The sequence below is a fragment of the Streptosporangium sp. NPDC087985 genome (assembly GCF_044741965.1).
GTDB lineage: Bacteria > Actinomycetota > Actinomycetes > Streptosporangiales > Streptosporangiaceae > Streptosporangium.
Genome location: NZ_JBIUTQ010000008.1, coordinates 174204 through 192951 on the forward strand (window position 1 = coordinate 174204; position 18748 = coordinate 192951).

The 18748-nt window shown below is 67.7% G+C and carries 23 protein-coding genes and 1 pseudogene; 20 read left to right on the forward strand and 4 right to left on the reverse strand.

Annotated elements, in window-relative coordinates; translation table 11 throughout:
• Nucleotides 1-108: 108 nt before the first annotated feature.
• Nucleotides 109-222, reverse strand: a pseudogene (locus tag ACIN94_RS18210) (formate dehydrogenase accessory sulfurtransferase FdhD); the annotation flags it as partial.
• A 185-nt stretch (nt 223-407) separates the two neighbouring features.
• Entirely contained in the window at nt 408-599 is a 192-nt protein-coding gene (locus tag ACIN94_RS18215) for a hypothetical protein (RefSeq protein ID WP_400707106.1), read from the reverse strand.
• Between the two features lie 100 nt (nt 600-699).
• Between ACIN94_RS18215 and ACIN94_RS18220 the strand changes: the two genes are divergently transcribed.
• The 5 genes from ACIN94_RS18220 to ACIN94_RS18240 all read left to right on the forward strand — a co-directional run bounded on the left by ACIN94_RS18220 (nt 700) and on the right by ACIN94_RS18240 (nt 5438).
• Nucleotides 700-1917, forward strand: coding sequence for a helix-turn-helix domain-containing protein (locus tag ACIN94_RS18220; protein WP_400707109.1), 1218 nt, complete (start codon nt 700-702; stop codon nt 1915-1917).
• Nucleotides 1918-2042: 125 nt separating this feature from the next.
• Nucleotides 2043-2426, forward strand: coding sequence for a hypothetical protein (locus ACIN94_RS18225; protein WP_400707112.1), 384 nt, complete (start codon nt 2043-2045; stop codon nt 2424-2426).
• Between the two features lie 365 nt (nt 2427-2791).
• Nucleotides 2792-3238 carry an NUDIX domain-containing protein gene (locus ACIN94_RS18230; RefSeq protein ID WP_400707115.1) on the forward strand — a complete coding sequence of 149 codons (447 nt, stop codon included), beginning with the start codon at nt 2792-2794 and terminating at the stop codon, nt 3236-3238.
• 2 nt (nt 3239-3240) lie between these two features.
• Nucleotides 3241-4278, forward strand: a complete 1038-nt coding sequence (locus ACIN94_RS18235) for a hypothetical protein (RefSeq protein WP_400707118.1) — start codon at nt 3241-3243, stop codon at nt 4276-4278.
• A gap of 122 nt (nt 4279-4400) precedes the next feature.
• A complete protein-coding gene (locus ACIN94_RS18240; protein WP_400707121.1) occupies nt 4401-5438 on the forward strand; it encodes a serine hydrolase domain-containing protein in 1038 nt (345 codons plus the stop codon).
• Nucleotides 5439-5530: 92 nt separating this feature from the next.
• Here the strand turns inward: ACIN94_RS18240 and fdhD are convergent, their stop codons facing one another.
• A complete protein-coding gene (fdhD, locus tag ACIN94_RS18245; protein ID WP_400707124.1) occupies nt 5531-6331 on the reverse strand; it encodes a formate dehydrogenase accessory sulfurtransferase FdhD in 801 nt (266 codons plus the stop codon).
• A gap of 223 nt (nt 6332-6554) precedes the next feature.
• Between fdhD and ACIN94_RS18250 the strand changes: the two genes are divergently transcribed.
• The 9 genes from ACIN94_RS18250 to ACIN94_RS18290 all read left to right on the forward strand — a co-directional run bounded on the left by ACIN94_RS18250 (nt 6555) and on the right by ACIN94_RS18290 (nt 13778).
• Nucleotides 6555-7379, forward strand: coding sequence for a biotin--[acetyl-CoA-carboxylase] ligase (locus ACIN94_RS18250; protein WP_400707127.1), 825 nt, complete (start codon nt 6555-6557; stop codon nt 7377-7379).
• Nucleotides 7380-7412: 33 nt separating this feature from the next.
• The gene (locus ACIN94_RS18255) at nt 7413-7922 is read left to right on the forward strand and encodes a PH domain-containing protein (RefSeq protein ID WP_400707130.1); all 510 of its coding nucleotides are present in this window, start codon (nt 7413-7415) and stop codon (nt 7920-7922) included.
• A 35-nt stretch (nt 7923-7957) separates the two neighbouring features.
• Nucleotides 7958-8947 carry an adenylate cyclase regulatory domain-containing protein gene (locus ACIN94_RS18260; protein ID WP_400707133.1) on the forward strand — a complete coding sequence of 330 codons (990 nt, stop codon included), beginning with the start codon at nt 7958-7960 and terminating at the stop codon, nt 8945-8947.
• Between the two features lie 102 nt (nt 8948-9049).
• Nucleotides 9050-10135, forward strand: a complete 1086-nt coding sequence (locus ACIN94_RS18265; RefSeq protein WP_400707136.1) for an S-(hydroxymethyl)mycothiol dehydrogenase — start codon at nt 9050-9052, stop codon at nt 10133-10135.
• Nucleotides 10132-10749 carry an MBL fold metallo-hydrolase gene (locus tag ACIN94_RS18270; protein WP_400707139.1) on the forward strand — a complete coding sequence of 206 codons (618 nt, stop codon included), beginning with the start codon at nt 10132-10134 and terminating at the stop codon, nt 10747-10749. The genes ACIN94_RS18265 and ACIN94_RS18270 overlap by 4 nt, the downstream gene beginning before the upstream one ends.
• Nucleotides 10750-10898: 149 nt before the next feature.
• The gene (locus ACIN94_RS18275) at nt 10899-11078 is read left to right on the forward strand and encodes a bacterioferritin-associated ferredoxin (RefSeq protein WP_400707216.1); all 180 of its coding nucleotides are present in this window, start codon (nt 10899-10901) and stop codon (nt 11076-11078) included.
• A gap of 18 nt (nt 11079-11096) precedes the next feature.
• Nucleotides 11097-11579: a bacterioferritin gene (gene bfr / locus ACIN94_RS18280; protein ID WP_400707142.1), complete on the forward strand. Its 483-nt coding sequence runs from the start codon at nt 11097-11099 to the stop codon at nt 11577-11579.
• Nucleotides 11580-11828: 249 nt separating this feature from the next.
• On the forward strand, nt 11829-12497 hold the full coding sequence (locus tag ACIN94_RS18285) for a response regulator transcription factor (protein ID WP_043620820.1): 669 nt from the start codon (nt 11829-11831) through the stop codon (nt 12495-12497).
• Nucleotides 12498-12500: 3 nt separating this feature from the next.
• On the forward strand, nt 12501-13778 hold the full coding sequence (locus tag ACIN94_RS18290; protein WP_400707147.1) for an ATP-binding protein: 1278 nt from the start codon (nt 12501-12503) through the stop codon (nt 13776-13778).
• A 33-nt stretch (nt 13779-13811) separates the two neighbouring features.
• On the opposite strand, the gene ACIN94_RS18295 is transcribed toward ACIN94_RS18290, so the two are convergent.
• Nucleotides 13812-14291: a GtrA family protein gene (locus ACIN94_RS18295; protein ID WP_400707150.1), complete on the reverse strand. Its 480-nt coding sequence runs from the start codon at nt 14289-14291 to the stop codon at nt 13812-13814.
• Between the two features lie 293 nt (nt 14292-14584).
• On the opposite strand from ACIN94_RS18295, the gene ACIN94_RS18300 reads away from it, so the two are divergent.
• The 6 genes from ACIN94_RS18300 (at nt 14585) to ACIN94_RS18325 (ending at nt 18645) form a co-directional block, all read left to right on the forward strand.
• Nucleotides 14585-15526: a hypothetical protein gene (locus ACIN94_RS18300; RefSeq protein WP_400707153.1), complete on the forward strand. Its 942-nt coding sequence runs from the start codon at nt 14585-14587 to the stop codon at nt 15524-15526.
• A 94-nt stretch (nt 15527-15620) separates the two neighbouring features.
• Nucleotides 15621-16778, forward strand: coding sequence for a 5-(carboxyamino)imidazole ribonucleotide synthase (locus ACIN94_RS18305; protein WP_400707156.1), 1158 nt, complete (start codon nt 15621-15623; stop codon nt 16776-16778).
• A 130-nt stretch (nt 16779-16908) separates the two neighbouring features.
• On the forward strand, nt 16909-17412 hold the full coding sequence (gene purE, locus ACIN94_RS18310; protein ID WP_400707159.1) for a 5-(carboxyamino)imidazole ribonucleotide mutase: 504 nt from the start codon (nt 16909-16911) through the stop codon (nt 17410-17412).
• A 155-nt stretch (nt 17413-17567) separates the two neighbouring features.
• Nucleotides 17568-17720, forward strand: coding sequence for a hypothetical protein (locus tag ACIN94_RS18315; RefSeq protein ID WP_400707162.1), 153 nt, complete (start codon nt 17568-17570; stop codon nt 17718-17720).
• The gene (locus ACIN94_RS18320) at nt 17705-17941 is read left to right on the forward strand and encodes a DUF397 domain-containing protein (protein ID WP_400707165.1); all 237 of its coding nucleotides are present in this window, start codon (nt 17705-17707) and stop codon (nt 17939-17941) included. The genes ACIN94_RS18315 and ACIN94_RS18320 overlap by 16 nt, the downstream gene beginning before the upstream one ends.
• A 281-nt stretch (nt 17942-18222) precedes the next feature.
• A complete protein-coding gene (locus ACIN94_RS18325; RefSeq protein WP_400707168.1) occupies nt 18223-18645 on the forward strand; it encodes a hypothetical protein in 423 nt (140 codons plus the stop codon).
• Nucleotides 18646-18748 lie beyond the last annotated feature (103 nt).

Below are 18748 nucleotides of genomic sequence, written 5' to 3' on the forward strand. Positions count from 1 at the left end.
ATCCAATGGCCGGCCACACCCCACTGGACGGGAGAATCCAGAGAAGAATTGATAAACACTGACGAAACAATCAGCAGTTCACAACCCTGTGGACCGGGAGGGAGAGCGTCAGGGCGTGGTGATCCGTTCGGGGGATGAGTAGAGGTTGAAGCGCTTCTCGCGGAGGAAGCCGACCAGCGTCATCCCGAACTCCCTGGCCAGGTCGACAGCCAGGGAGGAGGGCGGGGGGTCGCGTAGCCGTACCGTCACTGTGTTACAGCCCGCCTCGGCGGGAACGTTGTCGGTGCGGTAGGCGATGGAGGAGATGTCCTGCGGGGTGATGACGCCCTCGCCGTACAGGAATCCGGTCGCTGTCGTCTGGCAGTGCATCAGCGCGAAAATCGTCGGCGAAGACGGAGCCGCCCAGCTCAAGCTGCCCCGTAGGCGCGTGGATGCTGAACGTCGAACGAGTCGCGCGTGATGAGGCGGGCCGCCTGGTCGAGCTGTTGCGGCTCATCGCGAATCCGCTGCGAATCCGGCTCCTTGAAAAGGGTACCGCTGGCGCCGTCCACATGGCAGGACTCGCCCTGTTTACGGTCGCCCTTAATGGGTGGCAGCACCCGGAGTTCGTTAAAGAGCCAGGTGGCAGGGAATCTTCATCTCATTGACACGGGTGGTCCCGTATGGTGGAGGTGCCGCGCAATCGCGAGGAGGAACGGCATGGCCGGCCTGGACTGGAACCCCGACCTGGGCAGTGAGGGGAATGAGCATATCGGCAGGCGCATTGCCAGGGTGCGAAAGCTCCGAGGCATGAACCAACAAGCGCTCGCCGCCAACGCCAATATCTCCTACAGCCTTCTCACCAAGGTTGAAGCGGGCCACAAACCCGCATCTCCGACTCTCGTTACAGCGATTGCTAAAGCGCTGAGCGTGAGTCGGGCCGACCTCAACGGACAGCCCTACAGGGGTAAGACTCAGCGGATGGACGCCGTCCATGCTGCCATCCCCGATCTCCGGCGCGCCATCGCCTGTATCGACATCACTCCTGAACTGGTCGCTCCGCAGCGTTCCCTCGACGAGCTTGCCGTCGATCGGGATAAGGCGCGCAAGTTCCTCCGAGACGCCGCGCATGTACGGCTCGGCACGATTCTTCCAGCCGCGATCGAAGAACTCACAGTGCATGCCGTAGAGACCGAAGAGGCCCGTGCATGGCGGTTGCTCAGCAACATGCTCGCGCTGGCCTTCGCGCTCTCCAGGCGGCTCGGCTACCACGATCTTGCGCAAGTGGCCCTTGAAAGGGCATCGACGTCCGCCGACAGGGGCGATGATCCAAACCTGCCCCACGTCGTGACCCTCTCCAGGGTGCTACAACTGTTCGCGCTCGGCTCATGGTCGACCGCATCCAATCTGATGACCCGCACGGCTACCCGAGTCGACCAGGGCAACGAGGGCGCTTTGCATGTCCTCACCGCTGTGCATCTGCGAGGGGCTATCGCTGCGGCTCGTGCCGGCGCAGCCAGCAACGCATGGGAGCACCACGGCCAAGCTGTGGAAGCGGTCTCCCGGATCTCAGCCCAGAACAGAAAGGCAGACCTGTACGGCCTGCAGGCCAACGAAGGGAACGTGCAGATCCACGGCTGCACTGTCGCTGTCGAGATGGGCGACTATGACCGCGCCATCAGCCTGGATGAAGGACTTGTCCTGCCTTCGACGCTGTCAGCTTCCCGCAGGGCCCACCACGAGATTGACATGGCTCGAACTCTCCTCTGGGTGGGCAAATACGACAAATCAATGCAACGACTCGTCACTGCCGAAAAGCTGGCGCCCGAAATGACTCGATTTCATCCAACGGCCAGAGAGGCCGCGAGACAGCTCGATGACCATTTCCGGGTCATCCCAGAGCCTTTGCGGCGAATCGTGAGCCGCATGGGGCTGTAGCGCCAAGCCCGACGATCTTTCACTGAAAAGGTGAAAGTTATCACTCCCGGTGGTTCATAAGTTTGGGCAGTGAGCGGTAACCCGCTCGCTGCCCAAATCTCATGAATTCAACCTGGAGGAGCGATGTGGCGCAACTCACGATAGAAGATGAGGAGTACGCGGAAAAGGGAATAAGTGACGCGACGGCGGAGAAGCACGACGGGGCGCTGGCCGCCGTGCAGCGACTGTTGAAGGTTCGGGGAGTGCGCTCTTACGTCGTTCACACAATCGCCCTGAAGCTGCCCGGTGACGGCAGACCCTTCCTACTGGGAGAGCGCAAGCGATACGCCCCCGAGTTGGTCGTCCGCAGCGATGCGGGAGGGGTGGCCGCCACGGTGACCATGGGGCCGCGTTCCGGCTGCTACCTGGTGTCCATACCGAACGGTCCCGACCTCCAGGCCGTGAGAAGCGGGCATCCCGAAAAAGTGGTGAACCTGGTCCTTGCCGCCCAACCCGGAGGACGGGCATGACACGCGTTGCGGCGACACAGTTCCGTGTCCCCTGCATCCAGGACATGCGGCCGGTGCCGCACCTGGCGAATCAGGTCCTCACCGTCTAAGTCCGCGGCGGCACAGAGAGCACACCTCCCGTGCTGCCGCGCTCAGCCCCCGAGGGCGGTGGCGCGCGGCCTTTCAGGGCCGCCTGCGGGCCACAAACCTTCGCATGACACCCCGGCCAGACGCGCAGTCGAAACATGTGAGAGGGAATACCGGCTGGAAGTCCCCACCAGCCCCATCACCAGGCGCGGACATGGCAGTCTGCAACACGCCATGACGTCCGCGACGCCGGTTGAACCAGGAGGCGGTAACGCGGATGAAACCCCGAAAGGACCAGAGTGAAAAACCTCATCGCCCGCCTATGGCGGATCATCCGCGGTCCCCTCCAATGGCGCCTGCTGTGGCTGTGGCACGCGAAGTTTATGGTCGGAGTCACCGGCATCGTCCGCGACTCCGAAGGGCGCGTGCTCCTCCTACGGCACCGCCTGTGGCCTCCGGAGCGGCAGTGGGGGTGCCCGACTGGCTACGCCAACAAGGGCGAAACGTTTGAGGACACGGTCGTTCGCGAGGTGCGCGAGGAAACCGGGTTGGCCGTCAAGGTGAACCGGCTCGCGCACGTCAAGAGCGGATACAAGCTGCGGGTGGAAGTGGCCTATGAGGCTGAGTTCACCGGCGGCACGCTCAAGATCGAATCTGTTGAGATCCTGGAGGCGAAATGGTTTTCGCCGCACGACCTCCCCGAGGGGGTACAGGAGTCGCACCGACTCCTGATCCAGCGCATATAGCCTTGACCGTAGGGCTCTCATGCCTGGCCCCCAACGAACATCTCGGCGGTGAGTCCGCCGAGCGCGCGGTGCTCGCCGAGCGACTCGCTGCGCAGCGGGCGACCGCCGGCCTGGATCGGGCTCACCCGAACGTGGTCTTCTCACTCCTGCCCTGGGTGCTGGCAGACCTCGGCGAGAGCAGCAAAGCCCAGGAGATCTTCTACACCGGCGTGTCTCTCCTGGCCGCCCGCTACGAGAAGCTGGGCCTGCACCGGCTCCTGCCGGCCGACCGAGTATGGGTCGGCGTCCGCTCCCTGCGCGCCGAAGTTCACGGCGGGTTCCACCACCCCGACCAGGGATACCGACACCTCCAGATGGGGGCCGTCATCACCCGCTACGGCAGCCTGGACAACCCCGCGTCGGCTCCCCCCGACCTGGTGGCGCTGGACCTGCTGCGGGCCTACGCGCACGACTGCCTCCACTACGGCTCCTACCGGCAGTACCAGCTTCAGCGTGGCGAGATCATCCGCACCCGGTACGGTATTAACAGCCGCGACCAGGCTGGCCGTACCTACTCGGCCCCCGACCCGGCCGGAGCGATCTCCACCCGCAACCTAGGTGTCGTGATGGAAGGCGCGACCGACCGCGAAGCCACCACTATCACCCGGCACGCCGCCCAACGAGCAGGAGTGACCGAACCGAGCGGGGGTGGGATAGACCGTTTCGCCTGGCGCGACGTCACCGGCCGTCTCACCGATGATGACCTGGCCGACCTTCCCCCGCTGCAAGCTTCTACGGGCAGGCCGCAGGCCACCGCGGAGGACTTTCTGGCCGCGATGGGCTCGTACGCGCGCAACGTGAATAACCGCTATCGCGTCGTCCTCGCCGAGGTCGGAGGCCACGAAGCCAACGATCTCCACATGCTCATCATGAAAGCGATGATCAGCGGCTCGCTCGCCGGTCTATCGACCTGGCTCGACAAGAGGTACGGCACAGGAGCGTTCGCCGCCCTTTTCAAGGCCGCCTCCTACAGAGGTCCTGAACCAGACGCCTGCGCATAAAGCTTGTTGCTTGGCCCTGCTTCCCGGCAGGAACCAGATAGGAGCCGCCGCCTGTTCGGGGCAGGCGGCGGCTATCCGACTATGCCGACAACCGAAACAACATCAATTCCTCAAGGAGATCCATGGCCCTCCTTCATGATCAGATCACCCAGCTCATCAGCGAGGGAACGCGTAAACACGTGTTTCCCGGCGCGGTATGGGCCATCGGTGACGCCAGCGGCATCCTCCACTCCGGGGCCTGCGGGCGCCCCGATCCAGCCACCTCGGAGTGGAGGATGCGGCTCGACACCGTCTTCGACGTCGCCAGCCTCACCAAGATCCTCGCTGTGTGGGCCTGCATCGGCGCCCTATGGGAAGACCGCGTGCTCCCGCTCGACGATCCGCTGGCCATCTTCTGGCCCGAGGTCACCGGTCATCCGCTCGGCCAGGTCACCGCCCGGCACCTGCTTGCCCACACCGCCGGCGTGCCGCTGCGGGCAAACCTCAAGAATCTCTACGGCACCGATCCCCAAGCTGTGCGCAACGGCGTCCTGCACGAGGAGCTGCACCGGCCGCCCGGCGAAGCCGTCGACTACACCGACCGGGCCGCCCTCATCCTCGGCTATCTCGCCGAATATCTCTCCGGTCGGCCTCTCGACCAGTTCGCCCGGCAACGCATATGGCAGCCTCTCGGCATGGGCTCCACCCGTTTCGGACCCCTGCCCTCCGAGGTCGCTGCTCGGTGCGCGCCCACCGAATTCGACGAGGACACCGGCATCCATCTCAAGGGCGTCGCCCACGACTTCTCCGCCCGCCTGCTCAACGGGGTGTGCGGCATCGCCGGCGTCTTCTCCGTCCTGGACGACCTGGCGCTTTTCCAACGCCACCTGCTGGTCCCCGATAACTGCCGGGTCGGTTTCGGGTCCGCCTGGGTGGCTGAGTCCCTCCAGATCCACACGGGAGGCTTGACCCCGGCGCGCGGCCTGTTCTGGTATCCCGCCCCCGGCACCAGCCCCGAAGAGGATATCTACGTCCACTACGGGTTCACCGGGACCGGCATGTGGATCTCCCCCAAGCAAGGCCGGTGGGCTGTCCTGCTCACCAACAAGCTCTACTACAGCCGCGCCCGCGAACCCCTCATGACCGTCCGTAACGCCTTCCGCGCGCTCGCCTTCGGCTGACTCCTCCTCAGCTTGGTCTCTGGTCTTCGCGTCGTTGTGGGAACGCCAGATGGTCCGTCTCACCCGGACCCTGTGGACCGGGAGGGAGAGCGTCAGGGCGTGGTGATCCGTTCGGGGGATGAGTAGAGGTTGAAGCGCTTCTCGCGGAGGAATCCGACCAGCGTCATCCCGAACTCCCTGGCCAGGTCGACCGCCAGGGAGGAGGGTGCCGAGACCGCGCAGACGATCGGGAGGCCCGCGGTGAGGGCCTTCTGCATGATCTCGTAGCTGCTGCGCCCGCTGACCATCAGGATGTGGCCGCCCAGTGGCAGTCTCCCGCTCATCAGGGCCCAGCCGACCAGCTTGTCCACCGCGTTGTGCCGTCCCACGTCCTCGCGGATCGCCAGGAGCTCCCCTTCGGGGGTGAACAGCCCCGCCGCGTGCAGGCCCCCGGTCCTGCCGAACACGCCCTGGCGTTCCCGGAGCCGGTGCGGCAGGCCGTACAGGGTCTCGGGGGAGACCCGCAGGTCGTCTCCGGGGGGCAGCGGGGAGCACCGGTCGCGCAGGGCGTCGAGGCTGGCGGTGCCGCAGACGCCGCAGGCGCTCGACGTCATGAAGTTCCGGTTGAGGGCGGGCAGGTCGGGCAGCCGGTCGCCGCGCAGCCGTACCGTCACCGTGTTGTAGCGCGCCTCGGCGGGCACGTCGTCGTCGGTGCAGTAGGCGATGGAGGAGATGCCCTGTGAGGTGACGACGCCCTCGCCGTGCAGGAATCCGGCGGCGAGCTCGAAGTCGTGGCCGGGGGTCCGCATGGTGATCGCGAGCGTACGGCGTGCCTCGCCCGTCTGGATCCGGATCTCCAGCGGTTCCTCGGTGGCCAGGTCGTCGCGGTGGTCCCTGACGACTCCGGCAGACACTTCCCGGATCCGGGTCCGCGTGGTCGGTCCCGGCCTCGTGACGCTCTCCATCGACGCTCCGCCTCTCCATGGCCGGTTACGGCCTCGTGGCGCACTGTCCGCGCCTTCCTCACCTGTGAGAACAGCCGCCCGCACGGCGTGCTCCCGCTCCGCAGCCCCAGTATTCCCTGGTCAATGACGTAATTCGGTAACGGATGGTCGGTAAGGGAGGGAAGATGGTTATGTGCTTGACTCGCCGTTCACCGATCTCGACCGGCCGCCGCTCTCCCAGGCGGCGCTCACCCGTGCTCTGGTCCGCCCCGGCGGCCTGTGGTCCGACATCACCGTCGTCGACAGGACCGGTTCGACCAACGCCGATCTCGCGGCCGCCGCACGTGACGGCGCCAGGCAGGGTGCCGTGCTCATCGCGGAGGCGCAGTTCGCCGGCCGGGGCAGGCTCGGCCGTTCCTGGGTCGCGCCGCCGCGCTCCGGCCTGATGTTCTCGGTGCTCCTGCGGCCTGACCCGTCCGCCACCAAACAGGGCTGGCTGCCGCTGCTCGTCGGCCTGGCCGCCGCGTCGGCCGTGCGGAGGGTCGCCGAGGTGGATGTCCGCCTGAAATGGCCCAACGACCTGCTGATCGGGGAGCGCAAGCTCGCCGGGGTGCTCGCCGAGCGGGTGGACAGCGCGGTGGTCGTGGGCGTCGGGCTCAACGTGAGCGTCCGCGCCGACGAGCTGCCCGTGGAGACCGCAACCTCGCTGGCGGTAGAGGAGGCCGTCTGCGTCGACCGTGACCCGCTCATCCGGGCGATCCTGCGGGAGATCGAGATCCACTACCGTGAATGGTCGCAGGCGGACGGCGACGCCGACGCGTGCGGGCTGCGGGCCGCCTATCTGGCGATGAGCGCCACGGTCGGTCGCGAGGTCAGGGTGGAGCTGCCGGGGGAGCGGGTGCTCACCGGGTCGGCCACCGGTATCGACCACTCCGGCCACCTGCTTGTCCGGTCCGGGGGCGGGGAGCAGACGTTGAGCGCCGGTGAGGTCGTGCATGTTCGGCCGCACGCCTCCTGACGTGGGGCATCCGGGCATGCCACGATTTGCCCCATGAGTCTGCCTGATCACCACCTCACCGAGGGGGAGGTGCGCATCCGCGCCTTCCACCCTCACTGGAAGCGCCTCATCGGCCCGTTCTTCGCGCTGGTCCTCATCGTCGCCGGGTCCGGTGCCGCGATCTACTTCATGCCCGCCTTCGAGTACGTCCTCTACGCGCGAGCGGCGGTGGCCGTGCTCGCCGTCGGGCTGCTGACCGTGTGGTCGTTCGTGCCGTACCTGCGGTGGAGGAACACCTCGTACGTGCTTACCTCGCACCGGTTCACGATCAGTACGGGCGTGCTGAACAAGTCCACCGACGACATCCCGATGAGCAAGGTCAACACCGTCAGCGCCGACCAGACGTTGATGGAGCGGATTCTCGGCTGTGGCACGCTCAACGTCGAGTCGGCCGGTGAGCACGGGCACATCACGCTGCGCGACATCCCGAAGCTCCAGGACGTGCGGGCCGAGCTGTTCCGTGCGCTCGACGACGCGGCCGACGGGGAGCCTGAGAGACGGTGAGTGGCATGCCGTAATCTCCTGAATGGGGGCGGAAGATGGGCGGAGGGGAAGTGACGGAACGTCCGACGGCCGAACAGATCGAAAGCCTCTTCGTCGGTGCGCTGCCCCGCTACACCCGGATCCAGGTGGCCGGGCTCGCCGGCGTGCCGCAGGACCTTGCTGAGCGGATCTGGCGGGCTCTCGGGTTCGCCACGCTGGCCGACGACGCGGTGGCCTTCACCGAGGCCGATGTGGCCACGCTCAAACGGGTCCGGGCGATGATGGAGGAGGGGCTGGACGACCAGACGGTCGTCCGGCTGGCCAGGGCGCTGGGTCAGACGACAGCCAGGCTCGCGCAGTGGCAGGCCGAAATCATGATCGGCACCATGCTCGGCCCGGACGAGCGGCCGACCGAGTCCGACCTCGCGGCGATCATGGAGCTCTCGCGCCGGCTGCTCCCGGACTTCGAACGGGTGCTGGTCCACGTCTGGCGCGCCCAGCTCGCCGCTGCGGGGACCAGGCTGCTGGCCATCACCGACCTCACCGATGAGGTCGTGCCCAGCCGGCTGACTCTCGCGGTGGGCTTCGCCGACCTGGTCTCCTTCACCCAGGTCTCCCGTCAGCTGAGTGAACGAGCCCTGGCCGACCTCGTCGAGGGGTTCGAGTCCCGGGCCTCCGATGTGGTCGCCGCGCACGGGGGCCGGCTGGTCAAGACGCTCGGTGACGAGGTGCTGTTCACCGCGGTCAGCCCGCGTATGGCCGCCGCGATCGCGCTGGAGTTCGTCGACGTGATCCGCCGGTACGGTCCCGAGGTCCGGATCGGGCTGGCCTACGGTCCCGTGTTACCGGTGATGGGCGATGTTTTCGGCACCACCGTCAACCTGGCGGCCCGGCTGACGGCCATCGCCCGTCCCGGCACGGTCATCGTCGACGACGGGTTCGCCGGGGCCGTCGCGGGGGCACCCGGGATCCAGACGGGCCGTCTCCGGCAACGGCCGGCCCGGGGCCTCGGAGTGGTCCGGCCGTACGTGCTCCGCCGGGCCTGATAAGGATGGGCGTGGGGCAGGCCCGTAAGAGCACTGTCCGATCGATGACCAAGTTCGACCAGGTTCAACCAAGTTCGAAGATCTGAAGATGAGGTACAGGACATGCCATACACCGTGCAAGGCGTGGTCGCGCGTGGTAAGGGTGAGCCCGTCTCCCTGGAGACGGTCATCGTGCCGGATCCCGGTCCCGGCGAGGCGGTGGTGAACGTCCAGGCCTGCGGTGTCTGCCACACCGACCTGCACTACCGCGAGGGCGGCATCAACGACGACTTCCCGTTCCTGCTCGGTCACGAGGCCGCCGGGGTGGTCGAGGCCGTCGGCGAGGGGGTCACCGAGGTGGCTGTCGGCGACTACGTGATCCTGAACTGGCGGGCGGTCTGCGGCGACTGCCGTGCCTGCCGGCGCGGCCGTCCCTGGTACTGCTTCAACACCCACAACGCGACCCAGAGGATGACGCTGGAGGACGGCACGCCGCTCAGCCCGGCCCTCGGCATCGGCGCCTTCATTGAGAAGACCCTGGTCGCCGCCGGGCAGTGCACCAAGGTCAACGCCGCGGCTCCCGCGACGGTGGCCGGTCTGCTCGGCTGCGGGGTGATGGCGGGCATCGGCGCCGCCGTCAACACGGGTGCCGTGACCCGCGGCGACAGCGTGGCCGTCATCGGCTGTGGCGGTGTCGGCAGCGCGGCCGTTCACGGTGCCCTGCTGGCGGGCGCAACGAAGATCATCGCGGTGGACATCGACGACCGTAAGCTCGTCTGGGCCAAGGAGTTCGGCGCCACTCACACGGTCAACTCCAGCACCGCCGACGCGGTGGAGGCGATCCGGGAGATCACCGACGGCAACGGTGCGGACGTGGTGATCGAGGCGGTGGGCCGCCCGGAGACCTACAAGCAGGCCTTCTACGCCCGCGACCTGGCCGGAACCGTGGTCCTGGTGGGCGTGCCGACCCCGGAGATGACGGTGGAGCTGCCGCTGCTGGACGTCTTCGGCCGCGGTGGGGCGCTGAAGTCCTCCTGGTACGGCGACTGCCTGCCCAGCCGTGACTTCCCCATGCTCATCGACCTCTACCTACAGGGACGGCTGAAGCTGGACGGCTTCGTCTCAGAGACGATCGGTCTCGGCGGTGTCGAGGAGGCCTTCGCCAAGATGCACCGCGGCGAGGTTCTCCGCTCGGTGGTGGTCCTGTGATCGACAAGGTCGTCACCTCGGGGACGTTCTCGCTGGACGGCGGGACGTGGGACGTCGACAACAACGTCTGGGTGGTCGGCTCCGGCAGTGAGGTCGTCGTCATCGACGCGGCGCACGACGCCGACGCCATCGTCGAGGGGATCGGCGGCCGTACGGTCAGGGCGATCGTCTGCACCCACGGCCACAACGACCACATCAACGCCGCGGCCGACCTCGCCGCGCGGGTGGACGCGCCGATCCTGCTCCACCCGGCCGACCAGGTCCTGTGGGAGATGGTGTACGGCGACACGCCGTACACGCCGCTGGAGGACGGTCAGGTGCTCTCGGTGGGCGGGTTCGAGCTCACCGTGCTGCACACGCCCGGTCACGCGCCGGGCGCGGTCTGCCTGTACGCCCCCGGGCTCGGCGCGGTCTTCACCGGGGACACCCTGTTCAAGGGCGGTCCCGGCGCGACGGGCAGGTCCTTCTCCTCCTTCGAGACGATCATTGACTCGATCCGGGGGCGGCTGCTGACCCTGCCGGAGGACACGGCCGTGCACACCGGTCACGGTGACTCCACCACGATCGGCGCGGAGGCTCCGCATCTGGAGGAGTGGCTGGCCCGAGGGCACTGATGTGGCACTGACGCCGTCCGGCCGTCGGTGAGATGGCGGGGGAGGGGGCCCTGTGTGGTCCGTCTCACGTAGGCAAGCCTTACCAAATGGGGTATATTAGGTGTGCCTTACCTACGTTGATGTCCCATGAGAGAGGCTCCTTCCCCGCCATGTACGTATGTGTCTGCCGCGCGGTCACCGAGAACGACGTGCATGACTGCATCGCGGCCGGTGCGAGGAGCGCGCGGCAGGTCCGGGACACCACCGGCGCGGGTGGGGACTGCGCTTCCTGTGTCCGGAAGATCTGTGCGATCCTGAAACGGTCTGAAGAGTTGACGCCGACCGCGTAGCACAGGGAGCCCGCCACCATGCAGGGCGACAAAAAGATCATCGAACTCCTCAACGAGCAGCTTACTTCCGAGCTGACCGCGATCAACCAGTACTTCCTGCACGCCAAGATGCAGGAGAACTGGGGATACACCAAACTCGCGGCATACACCCGCGCCGAGTCCTTCGACGAGATGCGCCACGCGGAGAAGCTGACGGACCGCATTCTTTTCCTTGAGGGTCTGCCCAACTATCAGAAGCTGGGCATCCTGCACATCGGCCAGACCGTCCGGGAGCAGCTCCGCGCCGACCTGGACATCGAGCTTGAGGTCGTCACGCGCCTGCGGCCCGCCATCGTCCTGATGCGGGAGAAGGGCGACACCACCTCGGCCCGCCTCTTCGAGGAGATCCTCGAAGACGAGGAGCACCACATCGACTACCTGGAGACCGAGCTGGGACTCATCGAGAGTCTCGGTGAGCAGCTCTACCTAGCCCGTTACGCCGAGCCGCCCTCGGCATCCTGAGCTGATTGTCCGAACACGCCCACCGTGCACCTTACGGACGGGCGTGTTCTGCTTTGTCGGTGAGGTCATTGGCGGGCCTGTCCTTTCAAGGCCCTTCCGATGCGGGAGCCGTACGACGCGGCCTTGAACCGTTGCGGGACGACTATCCGGGATTTATCAGTGTTTGCCCAGGTCAATGGATGGGTCAATGACGAGTCAAACCGCGCGCTGTACCCGGGAAACGATCCTCTAAGGTCCTACGATCGCAACATGACCTGTGTACTTCTCGCCGAGGACGACACCTCGATCTCCGAGCCGCTGGCGCGTGCACTGCGCCGGGAGGGCTACCAAGTCGAGGTGAGCCCCGACGGCCCGCAGGCCCTGGAGCGGGCACTGTCGGGTGGCATCGACTTGATAGTTCTTGACCTCGGGCTGCCCGAGATGGACGGCCTCGAAGTCGCCAGACGCATACGCGCAGAGGGGCATGGCACGCCCGTGCTCATACTTACGGCCCGCGTCGACGAGGTTGACACCGTGGTGGGCCTCGACGCCGGGGCCGACGACTACGTCACCAAACCGTTCCGCCTGGCGGAGCTCCTGGCTCGGGTCCGCGCCCTTCTGCGGCGCGGCACATCCGAGACGCCCGTGGTGCAGGGCGTGCGCATCGACGCCGACTCCCGTCGCGCGTGGATGGGTGAGAAGGAGCTGCACCTGACGACCAAGGAGTTCGACCTGTTGCGGGTCCTGGTCCGCGACGCCGGCAAGGTGGTCACCCGCGAGCAGATCATGCGCGAGGTGTGGGACACCAACTGGTGGGGCTCCACCAAGACCCTGGACATGCATATCTCGTGGCTGCGCCGGAAGCTGGGCGACGACGCCGCCAAGCCCCGTTACATCACGACGGTTCGAGGGGTCGGCTTCCGGTTCGAACGCGAGTAGGGGATGCGCCGTCGACTGCTCTCCTCGACCTTGCTCGTCGCGGTCATCGGGGTACTTCTGCTGGGCATCCCGCTGGGGGTGGCGATCAACCGGCTGATTGAGGAAGAGGCGACTCAAGGGCTGTCCTCCCAGGCCAAAAGCCTGCTGGAGGAGGTGGAGTATGCCCGTATGCAGGAGCAGCTCGTCGATTCCGACCAGCTGAAGATCAAATACCCCGACCGCTACATCCAGATCTATGCCAAGGGGACACCCCCCCTGGTGGTGACGGCGGGCAAAGAACCACCCGAGAACAGGAAGATGACCCAGGACGCCCAGTCGGAGAACGGGGTGTACGTCGCGATCAGCCGGGACAGGCTCCAGGTGGAACGCGAGGTCCGGGCATGGCTCCTGCTCATCCTGGCGCTCGCCGCCGCGGCCCTCGCGGTCGCGGTCGGGCTCGCCATCGTGCAGTCGCGCCGGCTGACGTTACCGCTCATCGACCTGGCGATGATCGCTGAGCGGCTCGGCTCCGGTGACGCGAGGCCGAGCAAGCACCGCTACGGCATACAGGAGCTTGACCGGGTGGCCGAGGTGCTCGACCGCAGTGCCACCCGTATCTCCGACCTGCTGGCCAGGGAGCGCGAGTTCGCAACCGACGCCTCGCACCAGCTGCGCACCCCGCTCACCGGGCTGACCATGCGGTTGGAGGAGATCGTGGCGGCCGCCCACGAGCCCGGCATCGTCAAGGAGGAGGGTGAGGCCGCAATCGTGCAGGCCGAGCGGCTCACCGCCGTGATCGACGAGTTGCTGGCCGCCGCCAGACGGCAGCGGCACGCCCAGGCCGCGACCGTCGAGCTCGACGACCTGCTGGATCAGCAGTTCATCGAGTGGGGTCCGGCGTTCCGCAGGGTCGGACGGCAGCTCAGCCTGGCCGGCACGCGAGGTCTCAAGGCGATGGGCACCAGCGGGGGCATCAGCCAGGTGATCTCCACCCTCCTGGAGAACTCGCTGAAGCACGGCGACGGTACGGTGACGGTGACCACCAGCGACAAGGACAGGTCCATCGTGGTCGAGGTCGCGGACGAGGGAGAGGGCGTCTCCGGGGACATCGCCCCCCGCGTCTTCGAACGCAACGTGAGCGGGGCGGGGGGCACCGGGCTGGGGCTGACGCTCGCGCGGGCGCTGGCCGCCGCCGACGGCGGCCGCCTGGAGCTGATAAAGCCGCGTCCCGCGGTGTTCGCGCTGTTCCTGCGGCGGGTCGGTGACAACGGCAGGAACCGGGTGGTCAGCGGTCCCGCGTGAGGTGGGAACGGCGTGCTCCGGCGGGCGAGGCGGTCAGCGGGTCCGCGTGACCCCGTCGGGGAGCTCCTCCGGCACCACTTCGGTGGCCGCCAGGAAAACCCACTTCTTGTAGGACCAGAAGCGGAACAGTGTCCCCAGGCCTATGCCGATCAGGTTGGCGATGTTGATGCTCAGGGGGTCGGTCAGCTCCAGGGTGTAGCGGGTGAAGCCGATGCAGAGCAGTCCGATCAGCAGGGCGATCCCGTTGAGCAGGAAGAACAGGAAGTACTCCCGGGCGAGGCCGCTCTGCTCGCGGTGCCGGAAGGTCCAGTAGCGGTTACCCAGATAGGCGAAGGAGGTCGCGACCGTCGTGGCGATGACCTTGGAGGTCAGCGTCCCCCAGTGCAGGCCGTACTGGAGCAGGTTGAAGCCGCCGACGTCGACGACGAAGGCGATCGCCCCGATGACGCCGAACTTCGCCAGCTCGTGGACCAAGGTGGTGAACCGCTCATACCCGCGTCGCAGAAACTGCACGTCTTCTGCACGGTCCTTTCCGGGTTGGCTGTGGATCCGCCGCTCGGGGAGGACCTTGGACGTTCTTCTACCAGGCTACCGGCGGAGGCGCGGGCCGGTATGCCAGTTGACCAGCTGTTGTGCGTAGCAGTCAGATAAGCCTATTTCAACAAATGTCATCTGTTGTCGGATAAATCCGTGCATCTGACGTTACTCTGATGAAGTAGATCGCAGGGAGCCTTCGGGGGAGTTCATCCGCTGCGATCGGTCAGACGGATCGCCGCATGCGACGGCCACGACCACGGGACCACTCCTTGCCCCGCCGACTCCTCGCCCTGCTTCTCGGCCTGGCCGTGACAGCCGGTTGCGGCGTCCGGACGGATGGGCAGACCGTGACCCGTGAGACCCCGCCGCCGGAGGCGTCCGCCCATGCGGTGGATCTCGCCGAGGCCACCCGGGCCTTCGAGCTGCTGGACCGGCTCGACAGCGCCTGGCGGAAGCGGGACTGCCGGACGGTGGAGAGCCTCACCACCTGGGCGGAGAATACGCTGGGCGGCCGTGCCTGCGAGGCAACCCGGAACGGCCGCCCAGCTCCCACCAGGAAGAAGTACACCGCCCCGGAGTTCTTCCTGCCGGCCACGGCCGGTACGGACCGCTGGTTCGTCGCCCTGGCCCGCAAGCCCGGCCCCGCCTACTTCCTGTTCGTCGACGAGGGCGACGGCTGGAGGCTCGCCGCCGGCCCCATCCCGGTGCGGGGGGAGCCGCTCAAGCCGGCCCGGGGCGCGGTGCTCACCGGCGACTCCGCCATCGGAGTCAGAGCCCGCCTGGCGCCGCAGCGTTACCTGGCCTACCTGACCGACCCCGCCGGAGTGAGCGGGGTGACCTTCCCCAGGGGCGACGCGGTCAGGGAGATCTTCGACGAGCTGGTCCAACGGCCCCGGAAGGTCCGGCCCGACCGGCTCACCTCCGACGTCCGGCTGCTCGTCGGACCGCAGCGGGCGCTGCTGCTGCCCGGCGGGGGCGCGCTGGTCATCCACGCCCTGGAGATCGAATATCGGCAGAAGGCAGGGCAGGGCCGTTCCTGGCTGAGCCATCCCCTGTACGGCAGGGACGGACTGCGCGGATTCACCGGAAAGCGCGGGGCCCGCGAGCTGACCCGCACCGAGATCGTGCTCCTCGCCACCGAGGTGGCCGCCGGCACCAAGCTGTCCACGGTCGCCGTCCGCCGCTCCCTCGCCACCCTCACCGCCGGTTGACCCGCCTGACCGCGGACGGCCGGCCGGCGGCGGTCCTGCTCCCCACCCCACCGGCTGACCGCCGCCCGGCTGGGGGCCGGTAAACTCGACCGTCGTGAGCAGCCCTTCTCTGGCCAGGCCCATCGGACCCGTCGTCGGCGTGATCGGAGCGGGCCAGCTGGCCCGGATGACCCAGCAGGCGGCCATCGCCCTCGGGGTGGAGCTGCGGGTGCTGGCCAACTCGCCGGACGAGAGTGCCGCCCGAGTGATCGTCGACGTCCGCCTGGGCGACTACCGCGACCTCACCGACCTGCGTGACTTCGCCAAGGGGTGCGACGCCCTCACCTTCGACCACGAGCACGTCCCCACGGAGCACATCCGCGCGCTGGCCGGGGACGGCTCCGCCGTACACCCCGGTGCCGACGCGCTCGTGCACGCCCAGGACAAGGCCGTGATGCGCGAGCGGCTGACCGCGATCGGCGCCCCGTGCCCGCCCTGGCGGCGGATCGCCACGGCCGCCGACGTCGAGGAGTTCGCCGCCGAGCACGGCTGGCCGGTCGTGCTCAAGGCCGTGCGCGGCGGCTACGACGGGCGTGGCGTCTGGATCTGCCGTTCCGCCGAGGACGCGGCGGAGGTCCTGGCGAGCGGGGTGCCGCTGATGGCCGAGGCGTTCGTGCCGTTCGAACGTGAGCTGGCCGTCCTGGTCGCCCGGTCGCCACACGGGCAGGGCGTCAGCTACCCGGTCGTGGAGACCGTCCAGCGTGACGGCATCTGCGTCGAGGTGCTCGCCCCCGCCCCGGGGCTCGACCCCGAGCAGGCCGCGGTGGCCCAGGGGATCGCCCTGAAGATCGCCAACGAGCTGGGGGTGACCGGGCTGCTGGCGGTGGAGATGTTCGCCACCCCCGCCGGTCTGGTGGTGAACGAGCTGGCCATGCGCCCGCACAACAGCGGCCACTGGACCATCGACGGTGCCCGCACCTCCCAGTTCGAGCAGCACCTGCGCGCCGTGCTCGACCTCCCGCTCGGCTCGCCCGCACTGGCCGCGCCGGTCGTGGTGATGGCCAACCTCCTGGGCGGCGACGACCCGGACGTCTTCTCCCGCTACGAGCACGTGATGGCCCACGATCCCGGGATCAAGATCCACTTTTACGGCAAGGAAGTACGGCCCGGCCGCAAGATCGGCCACGTCACCGCCCTCGGTACCGACCTGGACGAGGTCCGGGCCCGGGCCCGGCACGCCGCCGTCTACCTCACCGACGGCGTCTACACATGAGCGAGCCGGCTTCCAGGCACGGCACCACTGCGAATGCGGCCCGCGGGCCGCGGGCGCACGTGAGCGGGCGGATCCCCGCGCACGGCACTGTCACTGGTGCGGCCCGCGGGCCGCGAGGCAAGGAGAACGCATGACCACCGTCGGCATCGTCATGGGCAGCGACTCCGACTGGCCGGTGATGAAGCTCGCCGCCGAGGCTCTGGCCGAGTTCGGGGTCGCCTTCGAGGCCGACGTCGTCTCGGCGCACCGGATGCCGGAGGAGATGATCGCGTACGGCGCGCAGGCGGCCGGACGCGGCCTCAAGGTGATCATCGCGGGGGCGGGGGGAGCAGCCCACCTGCCCGGCATGCTCGCCTCGGTGACTCCCCTGCCGGTGATCGGCGTCCCCGTCCCGCTGAAGTATCTCGACGGCATGGACTCCCTGCTCTCCATCGTCCAGATGCCCGCCGGAGTCCCGGTCGCCACCGTCGCCGTCGGCGGCGCCCGCAACGCGGGCCTGCTGGCCGTACGGATCCTCGCCGCCGCCGACGAGGGACTGCGGGCCAAGATGGAGGAGTTCCAGGTCGCCCTCAAGGAGCAGGCCCACGCCAAGGGCGCCAGGCTCCGCGCCGAGGCCGCCGGCCTCGGCGCCTGAAACGCGTCTACCGGCCGGGCCGTCGCGCCGGGAGACGGCCGGCGAGGTCCAGGTCATGCCGGGGGCGGGACCGTGCTCGCGGACATCACCGTCACGGCCGTGCTGGGTGGGCGTCCGTGATAGCGAGCGCCGAGGATGCGGCGGATACTGTGTGCGTGGACTGCGCCGCCGAAGGGCACGTCACCGACCACCCCCGTGACGTGGCGGAGATCTGCACCCGTTTCGAAGAGCTCCGCACGGAGGCCATGCCCCCGAGGGCGGGCATCGACCTGATGACGAAGGTGATGGCGACATGGAAGCAGACCTGAGCTCGGCAGTCTGGCGCAAGGCGTCCCTCGGCAGCGACGACGGTGGTGACTGCGTCGAGGTGGCCGTGGTGGATGCCCCCGGCACCGGGCACAAGGCGGGCCTCGGCTCCCTTTACGTGCTGCGCGACTCCAAGAACCCCGAAGGTCCGAAGCTGTTCTTCACCCGCGCGGAGTGGGACGCCTTCGTCGGCGGAGTCAAGCTCGGCGAGTTCGACAACTGACGGAGAACGGCCCCCGGGAACATTGCGGTCGGGATGGAGAGTCCCATCGGGGAAGGGTAACCGAGCGTGACCGAAACTTTCCTCTCGGTACCTTCCCGATGACGGTAGGCAGTCCAACGGACCCAAGGATTTGGGTTCTCTGAGGTGACCACCTGGGCTCCCTCCAAATAGCGTGGGCCGTGGTTTCCTGTCGTGCCGGATCTGCGCGCGATATCGGTACGGCGTCTTCCTACGCCCGGGCATCGCCCAGGTGCACCCGATCCGATGTGGAGTAACCCATCATGATCGAAATCAGGAATGCTCTTGTGGCCGGAACGATAGCGGCCGCAGTCCTCGTCGCTCCTATGACGATGTCGGTCCAGCCCGCAGGCGCCGCCACGGTGGCGGGGGCCACCTCGACCGCACCCGCTCTCACTTCCGTTATGAAGTATCCCAAGGACAGAGGGCACGACCGCGACCGCGACCGCGACCACTACAGGCACCACAGGTACAGGCACGACCACGACCGTGACCACTACAGGCATCACAGGTACAGGCACGACCACGACCGCGACCACTACAGGCACCGCGACCACGACCGCGACCACGACCGCGACCACGACCGCGACCACTACAGGCACCACAGGTACGGGCACCACAACGAGTTCAGGCACCACAACGAGCCCAGGCACCACAGAATGTCCGGTGGCCACCTCGAGCACTAGAACCGGGGGCATCTCGGAGGCGGTTTCGGCGGTGACGACGCCAGAATCGGACACGGCGGCGCCAACTCCGGGATCAACGACTGACAGAGGCTAGTGGCGCCCC